Origin of the sequence: Phocaeicola paurosaccharolyticus JCM 15092 (assembly GCF_000613805.1) — a bacterium.
In the GTDB taxonomy this organism is placed as follows: domain Bacteria; phylum Bacteroidota; class Bacteroidia; order Bacteroidales; family Bacteroidaceae; genus Phocaeicola; species Phocaeicola paurosaccharolyticus.
In genome coordinates this window covers 19,033-39,069 of sequence record NZ_BAJR01000033.1, presented here as the reverse complement: position 1 = coordinate 39,069, position 20,037 = coordinate 19,033, and the positions used below count along the sequence as shown (strand labels likewise).

The following is a 20,037-nucleotide window of genomic DNA, read 5'->3' as shown; positions in this document are numbered from 1 at the left end:
TTAAGAATGTATTTTATGCTTTATTATCCATATTCATCTCTTTGATAGTAATAATAATTATTGCATTCTATTATATACTAAAGATTAATAAACTAAAGCGTAATCTTGAGTTATCGGCAGTTGAACTAGTTTCGGCAAAAGAACGAGCTGAAGAGTCGAATAAGCTAAAGAGTTCTTTTCTAGCAAACATGAGCCATGAAATACGTACTCCGCTAAATGCTATAGTTGGATTCTCAAGTGTTCTTACAACAGAGAATGTTAGTAAACATGAGAAAGAGGAGTTTAGTGAGATAATCCATAAGAACTCGGATATGCTTCTTCATATTATTAATGATATACTTGATTTTTCAAGGATGGAGTCGGGAAAGATAAAATTCGAATTTGTAGAGTCTGATATTGTTGATATATGTAAAACTGCTCTTTCCACTGTAGAGTATGCAAATAGGACTAAGGCAATATTCAGATTTGAGAGTAATTTAGAATCATTTATAATGAATACAGACCAACAGAGGTTAAGACAAGTTTTGATTAATCTTCTGTCTAATGCTGCTAAATTTACTCGTGAAGGAGAAATTTTACTCAGTCTTAATGTTGAAGAGAAGAAGAAAATAACTATTTTCGTAAAGGATACCGGATGTGGTGTCCCAAAAGAGAAAAAAGATTTTATTTTCAAACGATTTGAAAAGTTAAATGAGTTTTCTCAAGGGACAGGACTTGGTTTGGCTATTTGTCGTTTAATTGTTGAAAATTTTGGAGGTAGAATTTGGCTTGATACACACTATGTTGATGGTGCAAAGTTTGTGTTAGAAATTCCTATCTCGTAAAAAATGACTGATGAATTTTAAAGTATTAATTATATTAATTTGTTGCTTTCTTTCAGGCAAAAGTATTGCAAATAATAGTGAGAAAGTAAGCATAAATCTGATAGAAACATCAGATGTTCATGGAAACATGTTCCCTTTTAATTTTATATCATTATCGAAAGGTAGTGGCAGTTTGGCGCGAGTAAGCTCGTTTTTAAAAGAGCAGAGGGCTAAATTTAAGGATAATTGTATCTTGATGGATAATGGTGACATGCTTCAAGGACAACCTACTGTATATTATTATAACTTCATAGATACAGTGTCTACTCATATAGCTGCTAAGGTTATGAACTATATGAAGTATGATTTGGGTAACTTGGGCAACCATGATATGGAGACAGGGCATATTGTATACGACAGGTGGATTTCAGAGTGTAACTTCCCCTTCGTAGGTGCTAATATAATTGATAAGAATAAAGGAATACCATACTTAAAGCCGTATCATATAATAGTTAAATCAGGAGTGAAGATTGCTGTTATGGGTATGATAACTCCTGCAATTCCATGTTGGCTTCCAGAGAATCTTTGGGAGGGATTATATTTTCAAGATATGGAAGAGTGTGCCAAGATATGGATTGAGCATATCAAAAAAGTGGAAAAACCGGATGTAATTGTCGGTCTCTTTCACTCTGGTAGCAGTGGTAGTCTCCTTAATGACATCGTTGAGAATGCATCAATGAATGTTGCTAAGAATGTACCCGGCTTTGATGTCATTTTTATGGGACATGACCACAATTTACTTTGCAAGAAGATAGTCAATATAGTAGGTGATTCTGTACTCATTGCTGATCCTGGTAGCAGAGCGAATAATGTTGCAAGTATTAATATTGATATGTTTATAAAAAACAGAAAAGTTATAAAGAAGAAGATTGATGGGAAGATAGTTAATATGAATAAGTTTTCACCAGATTCTATCTTTATGGCTAAATTCTCGAATGAGTACGATCAAGTTAAAAAATTTGTAAGCGAGAGAATAGGTTATATATCCTCTCCGGTATCTGCTAAAGAGTCATTCTTTGGTCCTAGTGGTTTTATGGACTTGATTCATGATCTTCAATTGAGGGTGTCTGGTGCGGACATCTCTTTTACTGCACCTCTTTCATATGATTCAAAGATAGATAAAGGTAATATATATGTCAGTGACATGTTCAAGCTGTACAGCTATGAGAATATGTTGTATGTTATGACACTTTCAGGTAAAGAGATTAAGGATTATCTGGAATATTCATATTCAAATTGGATAAATACAGTAAAAAATGAGAATGATACCTTGATGATTATAAAGAGATATGGAAGGAGATATAATTTTATTAATCCTACATTTAACTTCGATTCTGCAGCAGGAATAAATTATGAAGTTGATATAACAAAACCCGTGGGCAGTAGAATTATTATTAAATCAATGAGTGATGGAAAAGAGTTCAATCCAGATAATACATATAAAGTTGCTATTAATTCTTACCGTGGCAACGGTGGAGGTGAACTCCTTACAAATGGAGCAGGTATCTCTAAGGATGAACTATCAAAGAGAATAATATGGTCTACAGACAAGGATATGAGATTCTATCTGATGCAGTATATTATTCATGAGAATAATGTGATTGTACCTCAACTAAACAATTGGAAATTTGTACCTGAAGAACTTTATCAAAAGATTTCTATAAAAGATAGAGCACTTATTTTTGGTAGATAGATATCAAATAGATTGACATGAATGGATATGCAGGAATATTAAATAATAAGATGATAGCCAAAGTATTGGGTGTGCTTCTACTTGTAGAAGCTCTTTTCTTTGTTTTGTGTGCTTTGGTATCCATAATATATAATGAATCGGATTATATATATTTCATCTATTCAATATTGATTAATATAACTGTAGGAGGTTTTTTTTGTTACTCAGCAAGAATGCCAACTCTAAGGTTACCAGACGTGATGGATATCTTATAGTATCGCTAACATGGCTTCTTTTTACTATTTTTGGTATGATGCCATACTATTTAGGTGGTTATATACCTAATATAACAGATGCGTTTTTTGAAACAATGTCAGGGTTTACTACAACTGGATCAACTATAGTTGATAATCTTGAATCCTTTCCACATGGTATGCTTTTCTGGAGAAGCCTAACCCAATGGATTGGGGGACTTGGTATTGTTATTTTCACAATTGCAGTACTGCCTGTTTTCGGAGGGGGTACTTTGCAATTATTTTCAGCTGAGTCCACTGGTGTTGTTCATGATAAGATACATCCCAAAATATCAAGTACAGCAAACACAATTTGGATTGTATATCTTGTTCTTACTGTTATCCAAACAATACTTCTTGCTTTTGGAGGTATGAGCATTTTTGATGCTGTGTGTCACTCATTTGCGACAACATCTACAGGTGGGTATTCAACAAAACAAAACAGTATAGCTTATTGGAACTCAGCATATATAGAGTATGTTATAATTATATTTATGCTGCTATCTTCAATGAACTTCTCTATCTACTTCCTTTGTATGAAAAGAAAGATATCAAAGATTATTCACAATACAGAGATTAAATGGTTTATTGGCTCTGTACTGGTTATAACTTTAGCTATAATGTTTTCTTTGTATTTCTTTATGAATTACGATCTGGAGTTGGCATTCAGAGCATCTCTTTTTCAAGTTTCATCAATACATACGTCGTGTGGATTTATTACTGATGATTATAATCTATGGCCTCAATATACATGGTTTCTATTGATTTTTGCAATGATAGCCGGTGGTTGTACTGGTTCTACAGCTGGAGGTATCAAGGCATACCGAGGTGCTGTAATATATAAGAATATACGTAATGAATTCAAGAAGTTGATTCATCCAGTGGCTGTTCTTCCTATTCGTATGAATAAGGAAGTCGTTCCATTCAATATAGTGGGTAGTGTTAAGACATTTATTATATTTTATTTAGCTGTTTTCGCATTAGGATGGTTCTTGCTGATATGTACAGGTGTTAACATTACTGATTCTTTAGGTATCACAGCATCAAGTATTGGTAATACAGGACCAGGGTTGGGTACTTATGGAGCTATTTTTACTTGGAGCGGTTTGCCTGTTTTGGCAAAATGGATCGCTTCTTTTCTTATGTTAATTGGAAGGTTAGAGTTGTTCAGCGTCCTAATTCTATTTTCTCCTGCCTTTTGGAGTAAACAATAACTCTCGTATAGAGTGATTAATAGTAAATATTGGGTGGTAAATAATAAGTCTAGGGCCGGAAAAGCGCATTATTGTCTTTATTTTTTCCTTCATCTCCGGTTTATAGCAATGTATTGGACAAACTCTGCAGGTTGGTTTATCTTCACCGAATTTGCAATGGTCTAATCTTTTAAGGGCATATTCCATAATTTCTCTGCACTCCTTGCATAGATTCTTGTTATGCTCTTTCTTCTTACAGTAAAGTTTTATCATGCATTCAACAACTCTCTTTTCTCTTTCTATCTTGTTCATAATTTAAAAATCTTCTTTCTTTTCAATAATCATTAATTTTTGGCTTATCGGGTGTTTGAACTCTATTTTATCGGCGTGGAGATAGAGCCTTTCATCTTTTGATCCATAGAGTTCATCACCTAGTATAGGGGTCCCAAGTCCATCTTTGTGTGCACAATGTACCCTGAGTTGATGTGTTCTTCCGGTCAAAGGGCACAACTCTACCTTTGTAACAGTTTTTGTTCCTATACTTTTCTCTTCTAATACCTTATATCTGGTTATAGCAATTTTGCCGGATTCGTAGTCAACTTTTTGTCTTGGTCTGTCATAGTAATCAGGAGATATAGGTAGTTTAATAATTCCATCTTTCTTATCAATAGTTCCTTCAAGTAGTGCTATATATCTCTTCTTAATATCTCTGCTTATAAATTTCAGTTGAAGAATTTTGTGAACCTCTTTATCCTTGGCTATAAGCATAATCCCTGAAGTAGACATATCTAATCTATGTACTATAGCGGGCCCGGAAATTTCCGGATGCATTTTTTTTACTATGCTTTCAACAGACTCTTTCTCTTTTTTCCCTGGAACAGATAACATCCCTGATGGCTTGTTAACAGCTAGCATATACTCATCTTCGTAAAGAATCTCTATGTTTTCGATAGTTGAACTTTCCGGATTCTCGTCAACCACAAGTCCTTCAAGCATATGAGTCAATATGGGCTTACATTTACCTATACAGGCAGGATAGAAGAAACCTTCATGCCGGATCTCTCCTTGTGGTGATTCGCCTAGCCAAAATTCAGCCATAGCAATAGGATATAATAAGTTTAAATATGCATATTGCAACAGTTTTGGAGCAGCACACTCCCCGGAACCTGCAGGTGGTGTCTTTGATGGAGTCTCTTCAAAGATGCTCCACAAATCTTTCTCTTCACCTAGTGCATTTAAAAACTTAAATTCTGAAAAAAGCCTTTTCTGCAGAATTTCTGAGTCTATTTTCCGTTTCTCTTTTAATGTCGCAATCTCATCTTCTTTAATTTTTATTGCCTCTACAAGTTTTTCTTCTCTTTCGGTTATAATCTTTGATAATCTCTTGAATTCTGCTTTCTGAAACTGGCTCTCTTTGATTAATCTTGATTCTAGCTCTGCATCAAGAATGGAGCTGTTTCTTATATTATCTCTTATTTTCTTATTTTCCTTTAATTTATTCTTTTCAATATTTATCAATCTTTCATTGTCTGCTTTTATTCTTTCAAAGTTTGATTTAATTGATAAAAAGTCCTCATCATTTTCTAAAGCAAATATTTTATTGTTTAGGTTACTAATTTTCACCTCTTCATTTTTAAAAAAAGAAGTGGGGGAGAGTAAATCATAGACAGGAGGAACGAAGAATGATTTTATCTCTTCTGAATTTATATTTCCTGAATATGCAGCTAGATATCCTATATCTCCGTTGCTCAACTTAACTATCAATACACCGAACATTTTACCTTTGTGGATATCTTCTGGGAACTGAGAAAGAGAGTTGAGATAGTTTTTTACCTCATCTGCAGCTAAAATGCATAGCTTATGAGGTGTGTAGTTGAACGGATATGTGAATTTCTCCGGCAGCTGGATGTTATTAATATTATTCTTGAAATAGTGTATCATATTATAATGCAAAAATAGTCATATATCAGAATCAATTATTTATTTTTATCGATGTATTTATAAAAATGAGTAATAACGACCTTTTTTATACTCCTTATGAAGAAATTATTATGTCCCCAATGCAAGATTGCATCAATGTATGTCAAAAATGCTTTAGACGAAAGGCTTTTGGTATACGTTAATGAGAACAAAGAGATTATTCCTAAGAACCCTGAAGATTCGCTTGAGGGATTTGATTTGACTGTTGTATACTGTCTAGGTTGCTCCTGGTCTGGCTCACCAAATAAGTTGGTGAAATATTAATAAAAGAGGTGATTATAATTCTGTGAGCCCATTTTTAGTTAGGTTTATCTTAGTCAATAATCGTAGTTTAGAGGCATAAAATGATTTTGTTTTGATAAAATAGCTTACATTTGTGCGAAATTAAATAAAACTATATATTGAAAATTATGAATAAGTTAATTATAAATTCATACGATGATTTTGAAAAGATGATTGGTCAGAAGCTAGGAGAATCCGACTATGTAGAGTTGTCTCAAGATAGAATAAATCTTTTTGCTGATGCTACTTTAGATCATCAGTGGATTCATGTTGATACTGAAAAAGCAAAGGTGGAGAGTCCATTTCATAGTACAATAGCTCATGGTTATCTCACTTTATCTATGTTACCATATCTTTGGGATCAGATTATTGAAGTAAATAATCTTAAGATGATGATTAACTATGGTATTGATAAGATGAAATACGGCCAAGCCGTATTGTCAGGCCAGAGTATTCGTTTAGTTGCTTCATTACAATCTTTGCAGAATTTAAGAGGAGTTGCAAAAGCTGAAATTAAATTTTCTATAGAGATAAAAGATCAACCCAAAAAGGCTGTTGAGGGTATAGCAATTTTCTTATACTATTTCAATTGAAAGATTATAAGCAATTATAATGCCACATTTGTGGCAACTGATAATCCTGTTTTACCAATTATGGTAAAACAGGATTATTATTTAAAAAAAAGAACTTGTATGTTATTCAGAAGATTTAATTGTTGAATATAAGATATATATAGTTTAGATAGTAAAATCTTTTTATGTTCAAATCTAAAGGAGTATTAGTTCAGAATAAATAATTGATAATGGACATTAAAAAGGCTTAATATGCCCGAACATTCTCTGCTTTAGCTATTAAAAAAGATAATTTAATCTCAGTATTTCATGCGACAATGAATTAATTTATATTTTTGTAAAATATATGAGTAGAATACTAGCTATTGATTTTGGTAGAAAACGTACAGGTATTGCTGTGACAGATACATTACAGATCATTGCCAATGGTCTGACTACAGTTGCTACATGCGAGTTGATGAAATTCATCCTAGAATATACTTCCAAAGAACAAGTTGAAAAAATTATTGTCGGGCATCCTAAAACGATGAATAACGAGGATTCTGACAATATGAAATCAATAATTCCCTTTGTAAATCAACTTAAGAAGAAGTTGCCTAATATACCGGTTGAATATTTCGATGAAAGATTCACCTCGGTACTAGCACATAAGGCTATGATTGATGGTGGTCTTAAGAAGAAGTCGCGACAAAATAAAGCTTTAGTAGATGAGATAAGTGCTACAATTATTCTACAGTCATATCTTGAATCAATGAAATATTAATAAGTAGATTAAAAATGATATTACCAATTTACGTTTACGGACAACCAGTTTTACGTCAGGAAGCACAAGATATTACTCCTGACTATCCAAATTTAAAAGAGTTGATACAAAATATGCATGAAACAATGGGTCGTGCTGATGGGGTAGGATTGGCTGCTCCACAAATAGGTCTTCCTATTCGTCTTGTCGTGATTGACCTAGATGTAATGTCGGATGAGTATCCTGAACTAAAGGAATTCCGCCATGCATATATCAACCCACGTATTTTAGAGACAGCAGGTGAAGAGGTATCTATGGAAGAGGGCTGTTTAAGTCTTCCTGGAATACATGAAACCGTGAAGAGAGCAGATAAAATTCATGTAACATATCTTGACGAAGATATGAATTCAAGAGATGAGTGGGTAGAAGGATATGTTGCAAGAGTTATGCAACATGAGTTTGATCATTTGGACGGTAAGATGTTTATAGATCATATATCAACTATGCGTAAGCAAATGATAAAAGGAAAACTTAACTCAATGATAAAAGGAAAAGCACGCTGCTCATATAAAGTAAAGACTATTAAGTAATAGCTCATAAAGAGGTTAATAGATTGAGATATGATATTGTCACAAACTAAAATAATTAAACATACGGCTTATCTGTTTGTATTTTTGTTGAGCTGCCCTGCAATGTTGTTCAGCCAAATTAATACTGATAGAGTTATGACAATAGGGCGCAATGCACTATATTTTGAGGACTATGTGTTGTCTATTCAATACTTTAATCAAGTAATAAATGCAAAGCCATATCTTGCTGATCCATATTTTTACAGAGGATTAGCAAAAATCAATCTAGACGACTATCAAGGAGCTGAGGCAGATTGTTCTGAGTCTATAGAGAGAAATCCTTATGTGGTAAGTGCTTATCAGGTACGTGGTCTTTCAAGGATAAAGATGAACAATATTAAAGGTGCAATATCTGATTACGAAAAGGCACTTGTATATGATCCTGAAAATGTAGGGATTTGGCATAACCTTTCTCTTTGTAGAATTGAAGATAAGGATTATGAAGGAGCAAAAAAGGATCTTAATAAGCTTCTTGAGATATCTCCTAAATATACTAAAGCATACCTAATGAGAGGTGAGGTTTCTCTAAAGCAAAAAGATACAATATCTGCAGAGAAGGATTATGGTACTGCTCTTATGATAGATAAATTTGATCCTGATATCTGGTCAAGTAGAGCAATGCTTAAGCTCCAGCAACAGAAATATAAAGAGGCTGAGGCTGATTTGGATAATGCTATACATCTATCTACAAAAAATTCGGGCGTATATATAAATAGAGCTTTAGCTAGGTACCATCAAAGGAATCTTAGAGGTGCGATGAGTGATTATGATTATGCCTTGGATATTGAACCAAATAACTTTATTGGACATTACAATAGAGGCCTTCTTAGAGCTCAAGTAGGAGATGATAACCGAGCTATTGAAGACTTTAACTTTGTAATCAAGATGGAGCCAGATAACATGATGGCTATATTTAACCGTGGATTATTGTTATTCCAGACAGGAGATTATAAGGGTGCAATAAAGGATTATACTCGTGTAATAAAGGAGTATCCAAATTTTCTTGTTGGCTATAAATATAGGGCAGAAGCAAAACGTAAGATTGGAGACCTCAGAGGAGCAGAACAAGATGACTTCAAGGTGCTAAAAGCTGAACTAGATAAAATTAATGGTGTAAAGAAGAATACAGCATCAAACAAAAATACGCGTAAGAAGTCTGATAAGGATATGGATAATTACGGCAAGATTGTTGTTGCTGATAATGATGAGGATGGTAATAGATATAAGAGTGATTATCGAGGAAGAGTTCAAGATAAGAACATAACTATTACTCCACAACCAATGTTTGCTCTTACATATTATGAGAAAAATAGTGATGTGAAAAGGCAGATTAATTTCTACAAGTATATAGAAGAACTTAATGCTAAAAAAGAGTTTTCACAGAGGCTTATCATAACAAATGAAGAGGCTCCTTTGAGTGAAAGCCAGGTTAAAAAACATTTTGCCTCTATAAATGACTTGTCTACTGTTATAGATGATAATCAAGGAGTGTACCACAAGAGGTTTGCGAGAGCAATGGACTTCTATCTTGTACAAGACTTTGTGAGCTCAATTGGTGATCTTGACAAGATGATTGCATCACAACCTACGTTCTTTCCATCTTACTTTATGAGAGCTCTTATACATTATAAACAGCTGGAGTATAGAAAAATGGAGAAACAGTATGATCTTAATCCAAATAGCGAAGAGGATAAACCTGTAAAAGCTGTTGATTACGATATTATTAAACAGGACCTAGATAAGGTTATTGAGTTGGTTCCTGACTTTGTATATGGTTATTATAACCGTGCAAATATATACTCATTGATGAAAGATTACAGAGCAGCGTTGGTTGACTATGATAAAGCTATTCATCTTGATCCTAATTTTGCCGATGCATATTTTAATCGAGGATTAGTGAACATATATTTAGGTAATAATCGCCAAGGTATATTGGATCTTAGTAAAGCAGGAGAGTTGGGTCTCTTTTCTGCTTACAATATAATAAAGCGATTCACAGATAGAAAAGAATAACATTTTTTAGCTAAAGTGAAGTGATGTAAAAAGAATTATTTATTTTTGCATCACTTAGAAAGACAATATTAAGAATTATGATAAAAATTACATTTCCTGACGGTTCTTCCAGAGAATACGAAAAAGGAGTAACAGGTTTGCAGATAGCAGAAGTATCAGTTCCCGACTTGCTCAAGATGTTTTGGCATGTGGTGTGAACGGAGAAACATGCGATTTATCACGCCCTATAAATGGGGATGCTTCTATAGTGCTTTATAAATGGGATGATGAGCAGGGCAAGCATGCATTTTGGCATACAAGTGCTCACCTTTTAGCAGAGGCGTTGCAGGAACTTTATCCTGATATACAATTTGGTATAGGTCCTGCTATAGAGAGCGGATTCTATTATGATGTTGATCCTGGAGAATCAGTGATAAAAGATTCAGATCTTCCTGCTATAGAAAAGAAAATGGCTGAATTGGCTGCAAAGAAGGAAATTCTTGTTAGAGAAAATATTACTAAAGATGAGGCTTTGAAGAAATTCGGAGATAGAGGTGAGACATACAAATGCGAACTTATCTCTGAGCTTGAAGACGGACATATCACTACATATACACAAGGTGCATTTACTGACCTATGCCGTGGTCCGCATATTCCTACAACAGCTCCAATTAAAGCAATAAAACTTCTTTCAGTTGCAGGTGCATATTGGAGAGGACATGAAGACCGTAAACAGCTTACACGTATTTATGGTATAACATTCCCAAAGAAGAAGATGCTTGATGATTATCTAACTCTTCTTGAAGAGGCTAAAAAGCGTGACCATAGAAAGATTGGAAAAGAGATGGATTTATTCATGTTCTCGGAGACAGTCGGAAAAGGTCTCCCTATGTGGCTTCCTAAAGGAACAGCTCTTCGCCTACGCCTTCAGAACTTCTTGCGCCGCATACAGTCAAGATATGATTATCAGGAGGTAATGTGTCCACCTATTGGAAACAAGAACCTATATATTACTTCTGGTCACTATGCAAAATATGGTAAGGATTCTTTCCAGCCAATTCACACACCGGAAGAGGGTGAGGAGTACTTCCTTAAACCAATGAACTGTCCTCATCACTGTATGATTTATAAGAATTCTCCTCGTTCATATAAAGATCTTCCACTTCGTATCGCTGAATTTGGTACAGTGTGTCGTTACGAACAGAGTGGCGAACTTCATGGATTGACTCGCGTTCGTAGCTTTACTCAGGATGATGCTCATTTGTTCTGTCGTCCAGATCAGGTTAAGGATGAGTTCCTTAGAGTTATGGATATCATATCTATAGTATTCAAGTCAATGAACTTTGAAAATGTAGAAGCACAGATATCTCTTCGCGATAAAGTGAACCGTGAGAAATACATTGGTAGCGATGAAAACTGGGAAAGAGCTGAAAGCTCTATCGTTGAAGCTTGCCAGGAAAAGGGTCTTAAAGCAAGAGTCGAATATGGTGAGGCTGCATTCTATGGTCCAAAACTAGACTTTATGGTGAAGGATGCTATCGGTCGTCGCTGGCAGTTGGGTACTATTCAGGTAGACTATAACTTACCAGAGAGATTCCAACTTGAGTACATGGGTTCTGACAATCAGAAACATCGTCCTGTAATGATTCACCGTGCACCATTTGGTTCAATGGAGCGTTTTGTTGCAGTTCTTATTGAACATACTGCAGGTAAATTCCCATTGTGGCTTACCCCTGATCAGGTTGCTATTCTTCCTATATCAGAGAAGTTTAATGACTATGCCGAGGAGGTTAGAGCTCTTCTTAGGAAATATGATATTCGTGGTATTGTTGATGACAGAAATGAGAAGATTGGTAGAAAGATACGTGATAATGAGATGAAACGTATACCATACATGCTTGTAGTTGGTGAAAAAGAAGCTGCAAATGGAGAAGTTTCTGTGCGTAAACAGGGTGAAGGTGATAAAGGATCATTGAAAATTGAGGAATTTGCTAAAAATATAGCAGAAGAAGTTTCGAATATGATAAATAAATGGTAACTTTGCAGCCGTTTATTAAACATAGCTTAATGAACTTTAGGCATATTTTTATGTTTATTATAAGAAAAAATTAATCAAAAATTAAAAAGAACAAACAGGAACTAATAGTTTTTTAATGAAGAATGACAGTTTAAAAGGGCAACATCGAATCAATGAACAGATTCGTGCCAGAGAAGTCCGTATTGTAGGAGATGACATAGAACCAGCAGTTTATCCATTATCTGTAGCCTTGAAAATGGCTGAAGAAAATGAGGCTGATCTAGTAGAAATATCACCCAACGCTGTTCCTCCAGTTTGTAGAATTATTGATTATTCTAAATTTCTTTATCAACTAAAGAAACGCCAAAAGGAACAGAAAGCTAAGCAGGTTAAAGTAAATGTGAAAGAGATCCGCTTCGGACCACAGACAGATGATCATGACTATAATTTTAAATTAAAGCATGCCATTGGTTTCTTGCAGGACGGAGATAAAGTTAAAGCTTACGTATTCTTTAAGGGACGTTCTATCCTATTTAAAGAACAAGGTGAAGTTCTTCTTCTACGTTTTGCTAACGATCTTGAAGATTATGCAAAAGTTGAGCAGATGCCACTTTTGGAGGGTAAGCGAATGACAATTTCATTAGCCCCAAAGAAAGTTGCAGCTCCAAAGAAGCCTGCACCAGGTGCTGATGCTGAAAAATAAAAAAAGTGCGTAACGCGCCGGTATAGTGCGTTACCATAATAAATAATAATTATTAAAATTAAAAAAGATGCCAAAGATCAAGACTAACTCCGGTGCTAAAAAGAGATTTACTCTTACCGGAACAGGTAAAATCAAAAGAAAGCACGCTTTTCATAGTCATATCTTGACTAAGAAGACTAAAAAGCAGAAAAGAAACCTTGTACATTCAGCAATAGTAGAAAGTGCTAATATGGATCAAGTTAAGGAACTTCTTTGCATGAAGTAATTATTAAAGCGTAAAAGTATTTTTTATTATTAACCGAATGTCTTTAGCTTTAAGATCACTGTTTGGTGACGCTAACATTCAAAAAAAAGATTTAAACTATGCCAAGATCAGTAAATCATGTTGCTTCTAGAGCAAGAAGAAAGAAAATTTTAGGTCTAACAAGAGGTTATTTTGGTGCAAGAAAGAACGTTTGGACTGTTGCTAAGAACACTTGGAAAAAGGTTTGACTTATGCTTACCGTGACCGTAAAAACAATAAGCGTAACTTCCGTGCATTATGGATACAGCGTATTAATGCTGCAGCTCGTTTGGAAGGTATGTCTTACTCAAAGTTGATGGGTGCTTTGCATAAAGCAGGTATCGAAATCAACCGTAAAGTTTTAGCTGACCTAGCTATGAACCACCCTGAAGCATTCAAGGCTGTTGTAGCTAAAGCAAAAGCTGCTTAATTAGAAAATAATTTTTTTCTATACAAAGACTAGGGTATTATTTATCCTAGTCTTTTTGTTTTATCCTATTTTTTTGATTAACAGTATAATAATGTTTAAATAATGGTCTGACCATTAAGATTTATCAAACAAAGCTGCTTAAATCTTGTTTATTATATAAAAAGAAGTTATATTTGTATAACAGAAGAGATGAAAAATAAGCCGCATTAGTTCGATTGGGAAACTCATCAAACTAATATGAAATACCGAGACATAGCTTCATCTTCTAATGGCGGGCCACGCCTTCGGGTAGCTTTAAAGCCGGTGGATTACAAAAGAGGAGGGCACTCAAATCTTGTCATTCGGAGTTTCATCGCATCACTGATGCGGCTTTCATATAAGAGGACGATGCCAACTTTAGTTGACATCGTTTCTTTTTAAAACACTATATATAAAATTTAAATATATATGATATTCTTTTTCTCAGGAACAGGTAATTCAAAATGGGTCGCAACAAAGATTGCACAATCTTTGGACGACAGACTCATTGATATTTCAGATAGGAGAAGTCTTGATTCAGAATACTCTCCTTGTGAAAATGAAAAAATAGGTTTTATTTTTCCTGTCTATGCTTGGGGCCCTCCCAAAGTCGTTGTTGATTTCATAAAGTCAGTAAATATAAAATCGCCTCTTTATATATATTTCATTTGCTGTTGCGGCGATGAGATTGGTTTAACTGGGACAATTGTCAGCAATATCATAAAAAAACGTTCATGGCCTTGCAATGCTGGTTTTTCGGTAATCATGCCTAATACTTATGTGTCATTACCAGGGTTTGATATTGATGACGTAGCTATAGAAAAGAATAAAGTTATGGGCGCTATAGCTAGGATTGAACATATATGCAGTAAGCTTAAGGAAAATGTTGTTATGAGTAGTTATGAATGTCACATAGGGCCTCTTCCTTTTCTGAAGAGTCGCATAATATATCCTCTATTTAATAAATTCGGCCTTACTGCTAAACCATACAATGTAGATTGTAATCTATGCATAAGTTGTGGTAAATGTGAAAAGGCTTGTTCAGTAGGTAATGTTAAGCTAACAAATGGACATCCTATTTGGGGAAACAATTGTACTCAATGCTTGGCCTGCTATCATGCTTGTCCCACGCATGCTATTGAGTATGGAAAGATGACTAAGAATAAAGGACAATATAAAGGGAAGTATCTTGATTGATACCTCCCTTTATATTTTATTTAATGTTTCTGATATTTAAAGCTTGTTGATATTTTCTTGCATTAATCTGATGTTGTGCCACATTCTCTGCAAAATTATGTGTTCCTGAGAAATCCTCTTTTGCGCACATGTATAAATAATTATGTCGACTATAATTCAAAACGCTCTCAATTCCTATTATTGATGGTATCCTTATAGGACCTGGAGGTAAACCGGCATACTTATATGTATTGTATGGTGAGTTGACTAGCAAATGCTTGTTAAGTATTCGTCTCAATGTGAAATCCTGTAGACCAAATTTTACAGTCGGATCAGCTTGGAGAAGCATTCCTCTCTTTAATCTGTTCAAATATAGTCCTGCAACCATTGGCTTCTCCTTGTTATTTGCTGTCTCTTCTTCAACTATTGAAGCAAGAGTGGAAACCTCAATAGGAGTAAGCTTTAATTCTTCAGCCTTTTTAATACGGTCATTATTCCAGAAATTCTTGTTTTCCTTTATCATTCTTTCAAAAAAGTCTTTTCCATTTATATCCCAATAGACTTCGTATGTATTTGGAATAAATAGAGCAGGGAGAGTCTGTATATTATACCCATTTTGTGATATAAGTGCAGAGTCATTAAGTACTTTGGATAGTTCAAGTGAATCTATCATAAGTTGCTTAGATAAGCTTTTGACAAGTTTGTCCAAAGTTCTTACACTAGGTATAGTAAGATTAACAGGGGATTGATATCCTTTTGATAATTTTCTGAAAAGATACCTTACATTATCGTTAGGTTTGATTTCATATTTACCAGTTTTTATGTGTTTAGGATAGTTATTCTTCTTAGAGAGGTAGTTGAATCCATACATGTTACCTGGATTTCCTACCAAATCTATTTTTTGCATTACAGAATCTATATTGTCATTCTTATCAATATAAATGTATGCCGTTTTGTCGATACCGAACTGATGTGAGAAGAATACATAATATACACTTCCCATAAATATTAATCCTATAAGGGCTAAAACTGATATAGCTGATAAAACTATTTTCTTTTTATTCATCGTTGTATTAAATTTTGTGCAAATATAGTTATTTATTGGATTATGCATCAAAAAAAATATATTAGTGTAAAAAATACATTTAATATTTGCCTTGAATATTATTTTTTACTTATATTTGAAAACCTTCAATAAATCAGATAATTATAAATTTTAAATAATATGAGAAATACACTGCTTTCTATTGCCCTGTTTGGAGCAATGTCTTTGTCTGCACAACAGAAAAGTACAATTTCTATCTATCCTGACAAAGCAAATCAGACAATTAACAAAGAAGTATACGGACAATTTGCTGAGCACCTTGGTACTTGTATATATGGTGGTCTTTGGGTAGGTGAGAAATCATCTATTCCTAATACAAATGGTTATCGTAATGATGTAGTAAAGGCACTTAAGGATTTGAAAGTACCTGTACTTAGATGGCCAGGAGGATGTTTTGCTGATGAATATCATTGGAGAGATGGTATTGGTCCTAAGGAGAATCGTCCTAGAATGGTAAATAACAACTGGGGAGGTACAGTAGAAGATAATAGCTTTGGAACTCATGAATTTCTGAATCTTTGTGAACTATTAGGATGTGAGCCATACATCAGTGGTAATGTAGGTAGTGGTACAGTAGAGGAACTTGCTAAGTGGGTTGAATATATGACAGCTGAGCAGGGTAGTCCTATGGCTAAACTAAGAAAAGAAAATGGTAGAGAAAAACCATGGAAAGTTAAATTCCTAGGAGTAGGTAACGAAAGTTGGGGTTGTGGTGGCAGCATGCGCCCTGAATACTATTCAGATCTTTATAGAAGATATTCAACATATTGTAGAAATTTTGATGGAAATAAGCTCTACAAGATTGCCAGTGGTGCTTCAGATTATGATTATGATTGGACTGAGACTCTTATGAAGAATATTGGTCAGAGAATGGATGGTGTTTCTCTTCATTATTATACTGTACTTGGTTGGGATGGTAGCAAAGGTTCTGCAACTAAATTTACAGATGAAGACTATTATTGGACAATAGGAAAGTGTTTGGAAATTGAGCCCGTAATCAAGAAGCATATTGCTATAATGGATAAGTATGATCCTAAAAAGCAGGTTGATCTTTTAGTTGATGAATGGGGTACATGGTGGGATACTGAACCAGGTACAAATCCAGGTCACTTATATCAACAGAATACTTTAAGAGATGCTTTTGTAGCGTCATTATCTCTTGATGTATTCCACAAATATACTGATAGAATAAAGATGGCAAATATAGCTCAAGTAGCAAATGTACTCCAATCAATGATTCTAACTAAAGACGATAAGATGGTTCTAACCCCAACATATTATGTATTCAAAATGTATAATGTACATCAGGATGCTACATATTTGCCAATCGAAATTGCTTGTGATAAAAAGGTAGTAAGAGGTGAAAGAATCGTTCCAATGATAAGCTCTACAGCTTCAAAAGATAAGAATGGATTAGTACATATCTCGATATCAAATGTTAGTCTTAATGAGTCTGAAGATATTCAGATTAATCTTGGAGGATTGAAAGCAAATAAAGTGAAAGGTGAAATTCTTACTTCTAAGAATATTTCTGATTATAATGATTTCGATAAGAAGGATGTTGTAACTCCTAAGTCATTCAATGGAGCTAAAATAGTAAAAGGAAATTTAAATGTTTCTCTTCCAGCTAAATCAATTGTCACATTGACTCTAGAATAACTATAAGATTTATTTAAAGTTAGGTTAAATATATATGTCGTCTGATATAAGCATCTGGTAGTGCTTTTATCAGACGACTTTTTTATTACGGGAAAGAAGTGTGAACTTCTGCCTCTAGTATATCTTGTGTCTTCTTGTCAAGTGTAGGTAAGAAATCTATTCCGACTCTCTTCTCTATAGAGTCAACTGTTACAAGATAACTCTTCATAGGCTTGCTTCCCGCTTTGTTGTTGAATATAAAGCCATATGCTTTTGTGCAATCCTTTTGATTGATGAATATGACTTTATAGAATGCATCTGGAACGGCAACTTTATTATTACCTATTCTCTTTGGAGAGTTATTATCGTAAATTGGTCCGCATGTAATATATATAGAGTTATATTTTTTAGCTAGCTCTCTTGACATCTCTTCCAAATCATTCCAATCTCCTCTGTTAAGGTTTCTGTTTTGTGGACATATGTTGCTTAGATAGAATGACTCTTCCATTGCTTTTTCATCCCATTTCATGTCAGCAGCCGGAGCCATGTGACCTCGGTCGTATCCTGATCCGGCATAATCTTTAGTATATGCTTTTGCTCCATTTACATCTGGGTCTGGAAGGAACTTATCCGTTCTTCCCTCATTACCAAAAGTCTCTTTTTTTGTTAGATTCCATCCAACCCAAAGTGGGGTTTTGTAATCAGCATCGTAAAATAGTGTAAATCCTTTGTGAGAAATAGTCTGTCCGCCTCTTCTTCTATTAAGTATTGGAATTTCATATGACTGATTAGTGATAGTGACATTATTTTCTGTACTACTGCTTATATTATTTAAACTTGTGTTCTCATCTGTTTTGTTACTAATATTTGTTGTATTAAAAAACTTAACAGCACCAAAACCTAGTGCAATAACTACGATAATAACACTAAATAAGTTTGGACCTTTTTTATTCTTTCTACTCATAAAAATTATTTTTACCTGCAAAGATAATTTTAATTGTATACAAATGGGGTGTACATTTTATATCAGAGATAATTAATTATTTTATTATATTTGGGTGATTAATCTAATATATACCTAAACCATATTGACTTATGAAGTTCAAGCACATTTTAACTGCTGTATCTTTGACATTATTATGTCAGATAACGAGTGCGCAGATTACCAAAACCATAGAGGCGTCTGAGCAAAAGGAGAAGAGGATGGAGTGGTTCCATCAGGCAAAACTCGGCATTTTTATTCATTGGGGAATATATGCCGTAAATGGTGTCTCTGAAAGTTGGTCTTTCTATAACAATTACCTCCCTTATGATGAGTATATGAAGCAAGCCCAAGGTTTCACTGCATCTAAGTATAACCCTGCAGAGTGGGTGAGATTGATAAAGGAATCCGGTGCAAAGTATACAGTCATAACTACAAAACATCACGATGGAGTAGCATTGTGGGATACTAAAGTAGGCGAACTAAGCGTTGTTAAGAGCACACCTGCAAAAAGAGATTTACTTGCTCTTTTTGTCAAAGAGGTGAGAAAGCAGGATTTGAAGCTTGGTTTCTACTATTCTCTTCTTGACTGGTCGCATCCTGATTATCCCAATAAGACAAAGACTGAGACAAGATATAAAGATGATGAGGCGAGATGGAAGAGATTTCAGACATTCAACTTTGCCCAGCTAGAAGAGTTGAATAGTAGATGGAAACCAGATTTGTACTGGTTTGATGGAGATTGGGAACAGAGCGCCGAGCGATGGGATTCTAAAGGTATTGTAGAACTGCTAAGAGGAAAGACTAAAGATGTTATTATCAATTCCAGAATTCAAGGATATGGTGATTATGCGACTCCTGAACAAGGTGTCCCTGTTGTCCGTCCCAAGGATAAATATTGGGAATTGTGTATGACAATGAATGACTCATGGGGATATCAGCCTACAGACAAGAACTATAAATCATCTAATATTTTGCTCAGAACTTTTGTCGATTGTCTTAGCAATGGAGGAAACATGCTGCTTGATATTGCTCCTAAAGAGGATGGAACCTTGCCTGAAGAGCAGGTCCAAATATTGAAAGATTTCGGACGTTGGACTGCAAAACACAAGGAGGCAATTTATGATACTCAAGCGGGAATTCCATCTGAACATTTTCAGGGGTATACATCGTTAAATAAAGGAAAGGATATTCTTTATTTATATCTTCCATACAGGCCCAATGGAATAGTTGAAATAAAAGGTTTGGTAAATAAGGTTAACAGGGTATGGGTTGTTGGTAATGGTACTATGTTGAATTACAAAGTACACAACAAAAACTACTGGAGTGGAGTTCCGGGTAACCTTTATATTTATGTGCCAGAGCATGTACTTGACAAGGATATTACAGTACTTGCTGTTTTACTTGATGGACCTATAGAACTATATAGAGGAGAGGGAAAAGTAATAGAAAATAATTAATAACTCG

The 20,037-nt window shown here is 34.5% G+C and carries 16 protein-coding genes and 3 pseudogenes; 15 read left to right on the top strand and 4 right to left on the bottom strand.

What is annotated here, in order from left to right; genetic code table 11:
• From JCM15092_RS12070 to JCM15092_RS12055, 3 genes and pseudogenes are all read left to right on the top strand, one after another.
• Positions 1–824, top strand: an 824-nt coding sequence (locus tag JCM15092_RS12070; protein WP_024994888.1) for a sensor histidine kinase, incomplete at its 5' end; no start/stop codon positions are given.
• A 10-nt stretch (positions 825–834) separates the two neighbouring features.
• On the top strand, positions 835–2,556 hold the full coding sequence (locus JCM15092_RS12065) for a bifunctional metallophosphatase/5'-nucleotidase (RefSeq protein ID WP_024994887.1): 1,722 nt from the start codon (positions 835–837) through the stop codon (positions 2,554–2,556).
• Between the two features lie 17 nt (positions 2,557–2,573).
• Positions 2,574–4,042: pseudogene (locus tag JCM15092_RS12055) on the top strand (TrkH family potassium uptake protein).
• Here JCM15092_RS12055 and JCM15092_RS12050 read toward each other — a convergent pair.
• Together JCM15092_RS12050 and JCM15092_RS12045 are read right to left on the bottom strand one after the other, a co-directional pair.
• A complete protein-coding gene (locus tag JCM15092_RS12050; RefSeq protein WP_024994884.1) occupies positions 4,010–4,333 on the bottom strand; it encodes a nitrous oxide-stimulated promoter family protein in 324 nt (107 codons plus the stop codon). The pseudogene JCM15092_RS12055 and the gene JCM15092_RS12050 sit on opposite strands and share 33 nt — an antisense overlap.
• Before the next feature lie 3 nt (positions 4,334–4,336).
• Positions 4,337–5,962, bottom strand: coding sequence for an RluA family pseudouridine synthase (locus tag JCM15092_RS12045; protein ID WP_024994883.1), 1,626 nt, complete (start codon positions 5,960–5,962; stop codon positions 4,337–4,339).
• A gap of 96 nt (positions 5,963–6,058) precedes the next feature.
• Here JCM15092_RS12045 and JCM15092_RS12040 point away from each other — a divergent pair, with 96 nt between their 5' ends.
• The 10 genes and pseudogenes from JCM15092_RS12040 to JCM15092_RS11995 all read left to right on the top strand — a co-directional run bounded on the left by JCM15092_RS12040 (position 6,059) and on the right by JCM15092_RS11995 (position 14,866).
• Positions 6,059–6,265, top strand: coding sequence for a hypothetical protein (locus JCM15092_RS12040; protein ID WP_024994882.1), 207 nt, complete (start codon positions 6,059–6,061; stop codon positions 6,263–6,265).
• Positions 6,266–6,411: 146 nt separating this feature from the next.
• Positions 6,412–6,876 (top strand): MaoC family dehydratase, encoded by a 465-nt coding sequence (locus JCM15092_RS12035; protein ID WP_024994881.1) that lies wholly within the window; start codon positions 6,412–6,414, stop codon positions 6,874–6,876.
• Between the two features lie 325 nt (positions 6,877–7,201).
• A complete protein-coding gene (gene ruvX / locus JCM15092_RS12030) occupies positions 7,202–7,618 on the top strand; it encodes a Holliday junction resolvase RuvX (protein WP_024994880.1) in 417 nt (138 codons plus the stop codon).
• A 14-nt stretch (positions 7,619–7,632) separates the two neighbouring features.
• Entirely contained in the window at positions 7,633–8,187 is a 555-nt protein-coding gene (gene def / locus JCM15092_RS12025) for a peptide deformylase (RefSeq protein WP_024994879.1), read from the top strand.
• Positions 8,188–8,289: 102 nt separating this feature from the next.
• A complete protein-coding gene (locus tag JCM15092_RS12020) occupies positions 8,290–10,239 on the top strand; it encodes a tetratricopeptide repeat protein (RefSeq protein WP_148296662.1) in 1,950 nt (649 codons plus the stop codon).
• 77 nt (positions 10,240–10,316) lie between these two features.
• A pseudogene (gene thrS, locus JCM15092_RS16000) lies at positions 10,317–12,256 on the top strand (threonine--tRNA ligase).
• Positions 12,257–12,371: 115 nt separating this feature from the next.
• On the top strand, positions 12,372–12,938 hold the full coding sequence (infC, locus tag JCM15092_RS12010; RefSeq protein ID WP_024994877.1) for a translation initiation factor IF-3: 567 nt from the start codon (positions 12,372–12,374) through the stop codon (positions 12,936–12,938).
• A 67-nt stretch (positions 12,939–13,005) separates the two neighbouring features.
• On the top strand, positions 13,006–13,203 hold the full coding sequence (rpmI, locus tag JCM15092_RS12005) for a 50S ribosomal protein L35 (RefSeq protein ID WP_024994876.1): 198 nt from the start codon (positions 13,006–13,008) through the stop codon (positions 13,201–13,203).
• A gap of 98 nt (positions 13,204–13,301) precedes the next feature.
• A pseudogene (gene rplT / locus JCM15092_RS15995) lies at positions 13,302–13,651 on the top strand (50S ribosomal protein L20).
• Between the two features lie 447 nt (positions 13,652–14,098).
• Positions 14,099–14,866, top strand: coding sequence for an EFR1 family ferrodoxin (locus tag JCM15092_RS11995; RefSeq protein WP_024994875.1), 768 nt, complete (start codon positions 14,099–14,101; stop codon positions 14,864–14,866).
• Between the two features lie 16 nt (positions 14,867–14,882).
• Here JCM15092_RS11995 and mltG read toward each other — a convergent pair whose 3' ends face one another.
• Entirely contained in the window at positions 14,883–15,911 is a 1,029-nt protein-coding gene (gene mltG, locus JCM15092_RS11990) for an endolytic transglycosylase MltG (protein ID WP_024994874.1), read from the bottom strand.
• Between the two features lie 159 nt (positions 15,912–16,070).
• Here mltG and JCM15092_RS11985 point away from each other — a divergent pair, with 159 nt between their 5' ends.
• On the top strand, positions 16,071–17,609 hold the full coding sequence (locus tag JCM15092_RS11985; RefSeq protein ID WP_024994873.1) for an alpha-N-arabinofuranosidase: 1,539 nt from the start codon (positions 16,071–16,073) through the stop codon (positions 17,607–17,609).
• An 85-nt stretch (positions 17,610–17,694) separates the two neighbouring features.
• Here the strand turns inward: JCM15092_RS11985 and JCM15092_RS11980 are convergent, their stop codons facing one another.
• Complete coding sequence (locus JCM15092_RS11980; protein WP_024994872.1) at positions 17,695–18,552, bottom strand: DNA/RNA non-specific endonuclease; 858 nt, start codon at positions 18,550–18,552, stop codon at positions 17,695–17,697.
• A gap of 131 nt (positions 18,553–18,683) precedes the next feature.
• Between JCM15092_RS11980 and JCM15092_RS11975 the strand changes: the two genes are divergently transcribed.
• Positions 18,684–20,030: an alpha-L-fucosidase gene (locus JCM15092_RS11975; protein WP_024994871.1), complete on the top strand. Its 1,347-nt coding sequence runs from the start codon at positions 18,684–18,686 to the stop codon at positions 20,028–20,030.
• Positions 20,031–20,037 lie beyond the last annotated feature (7 nt).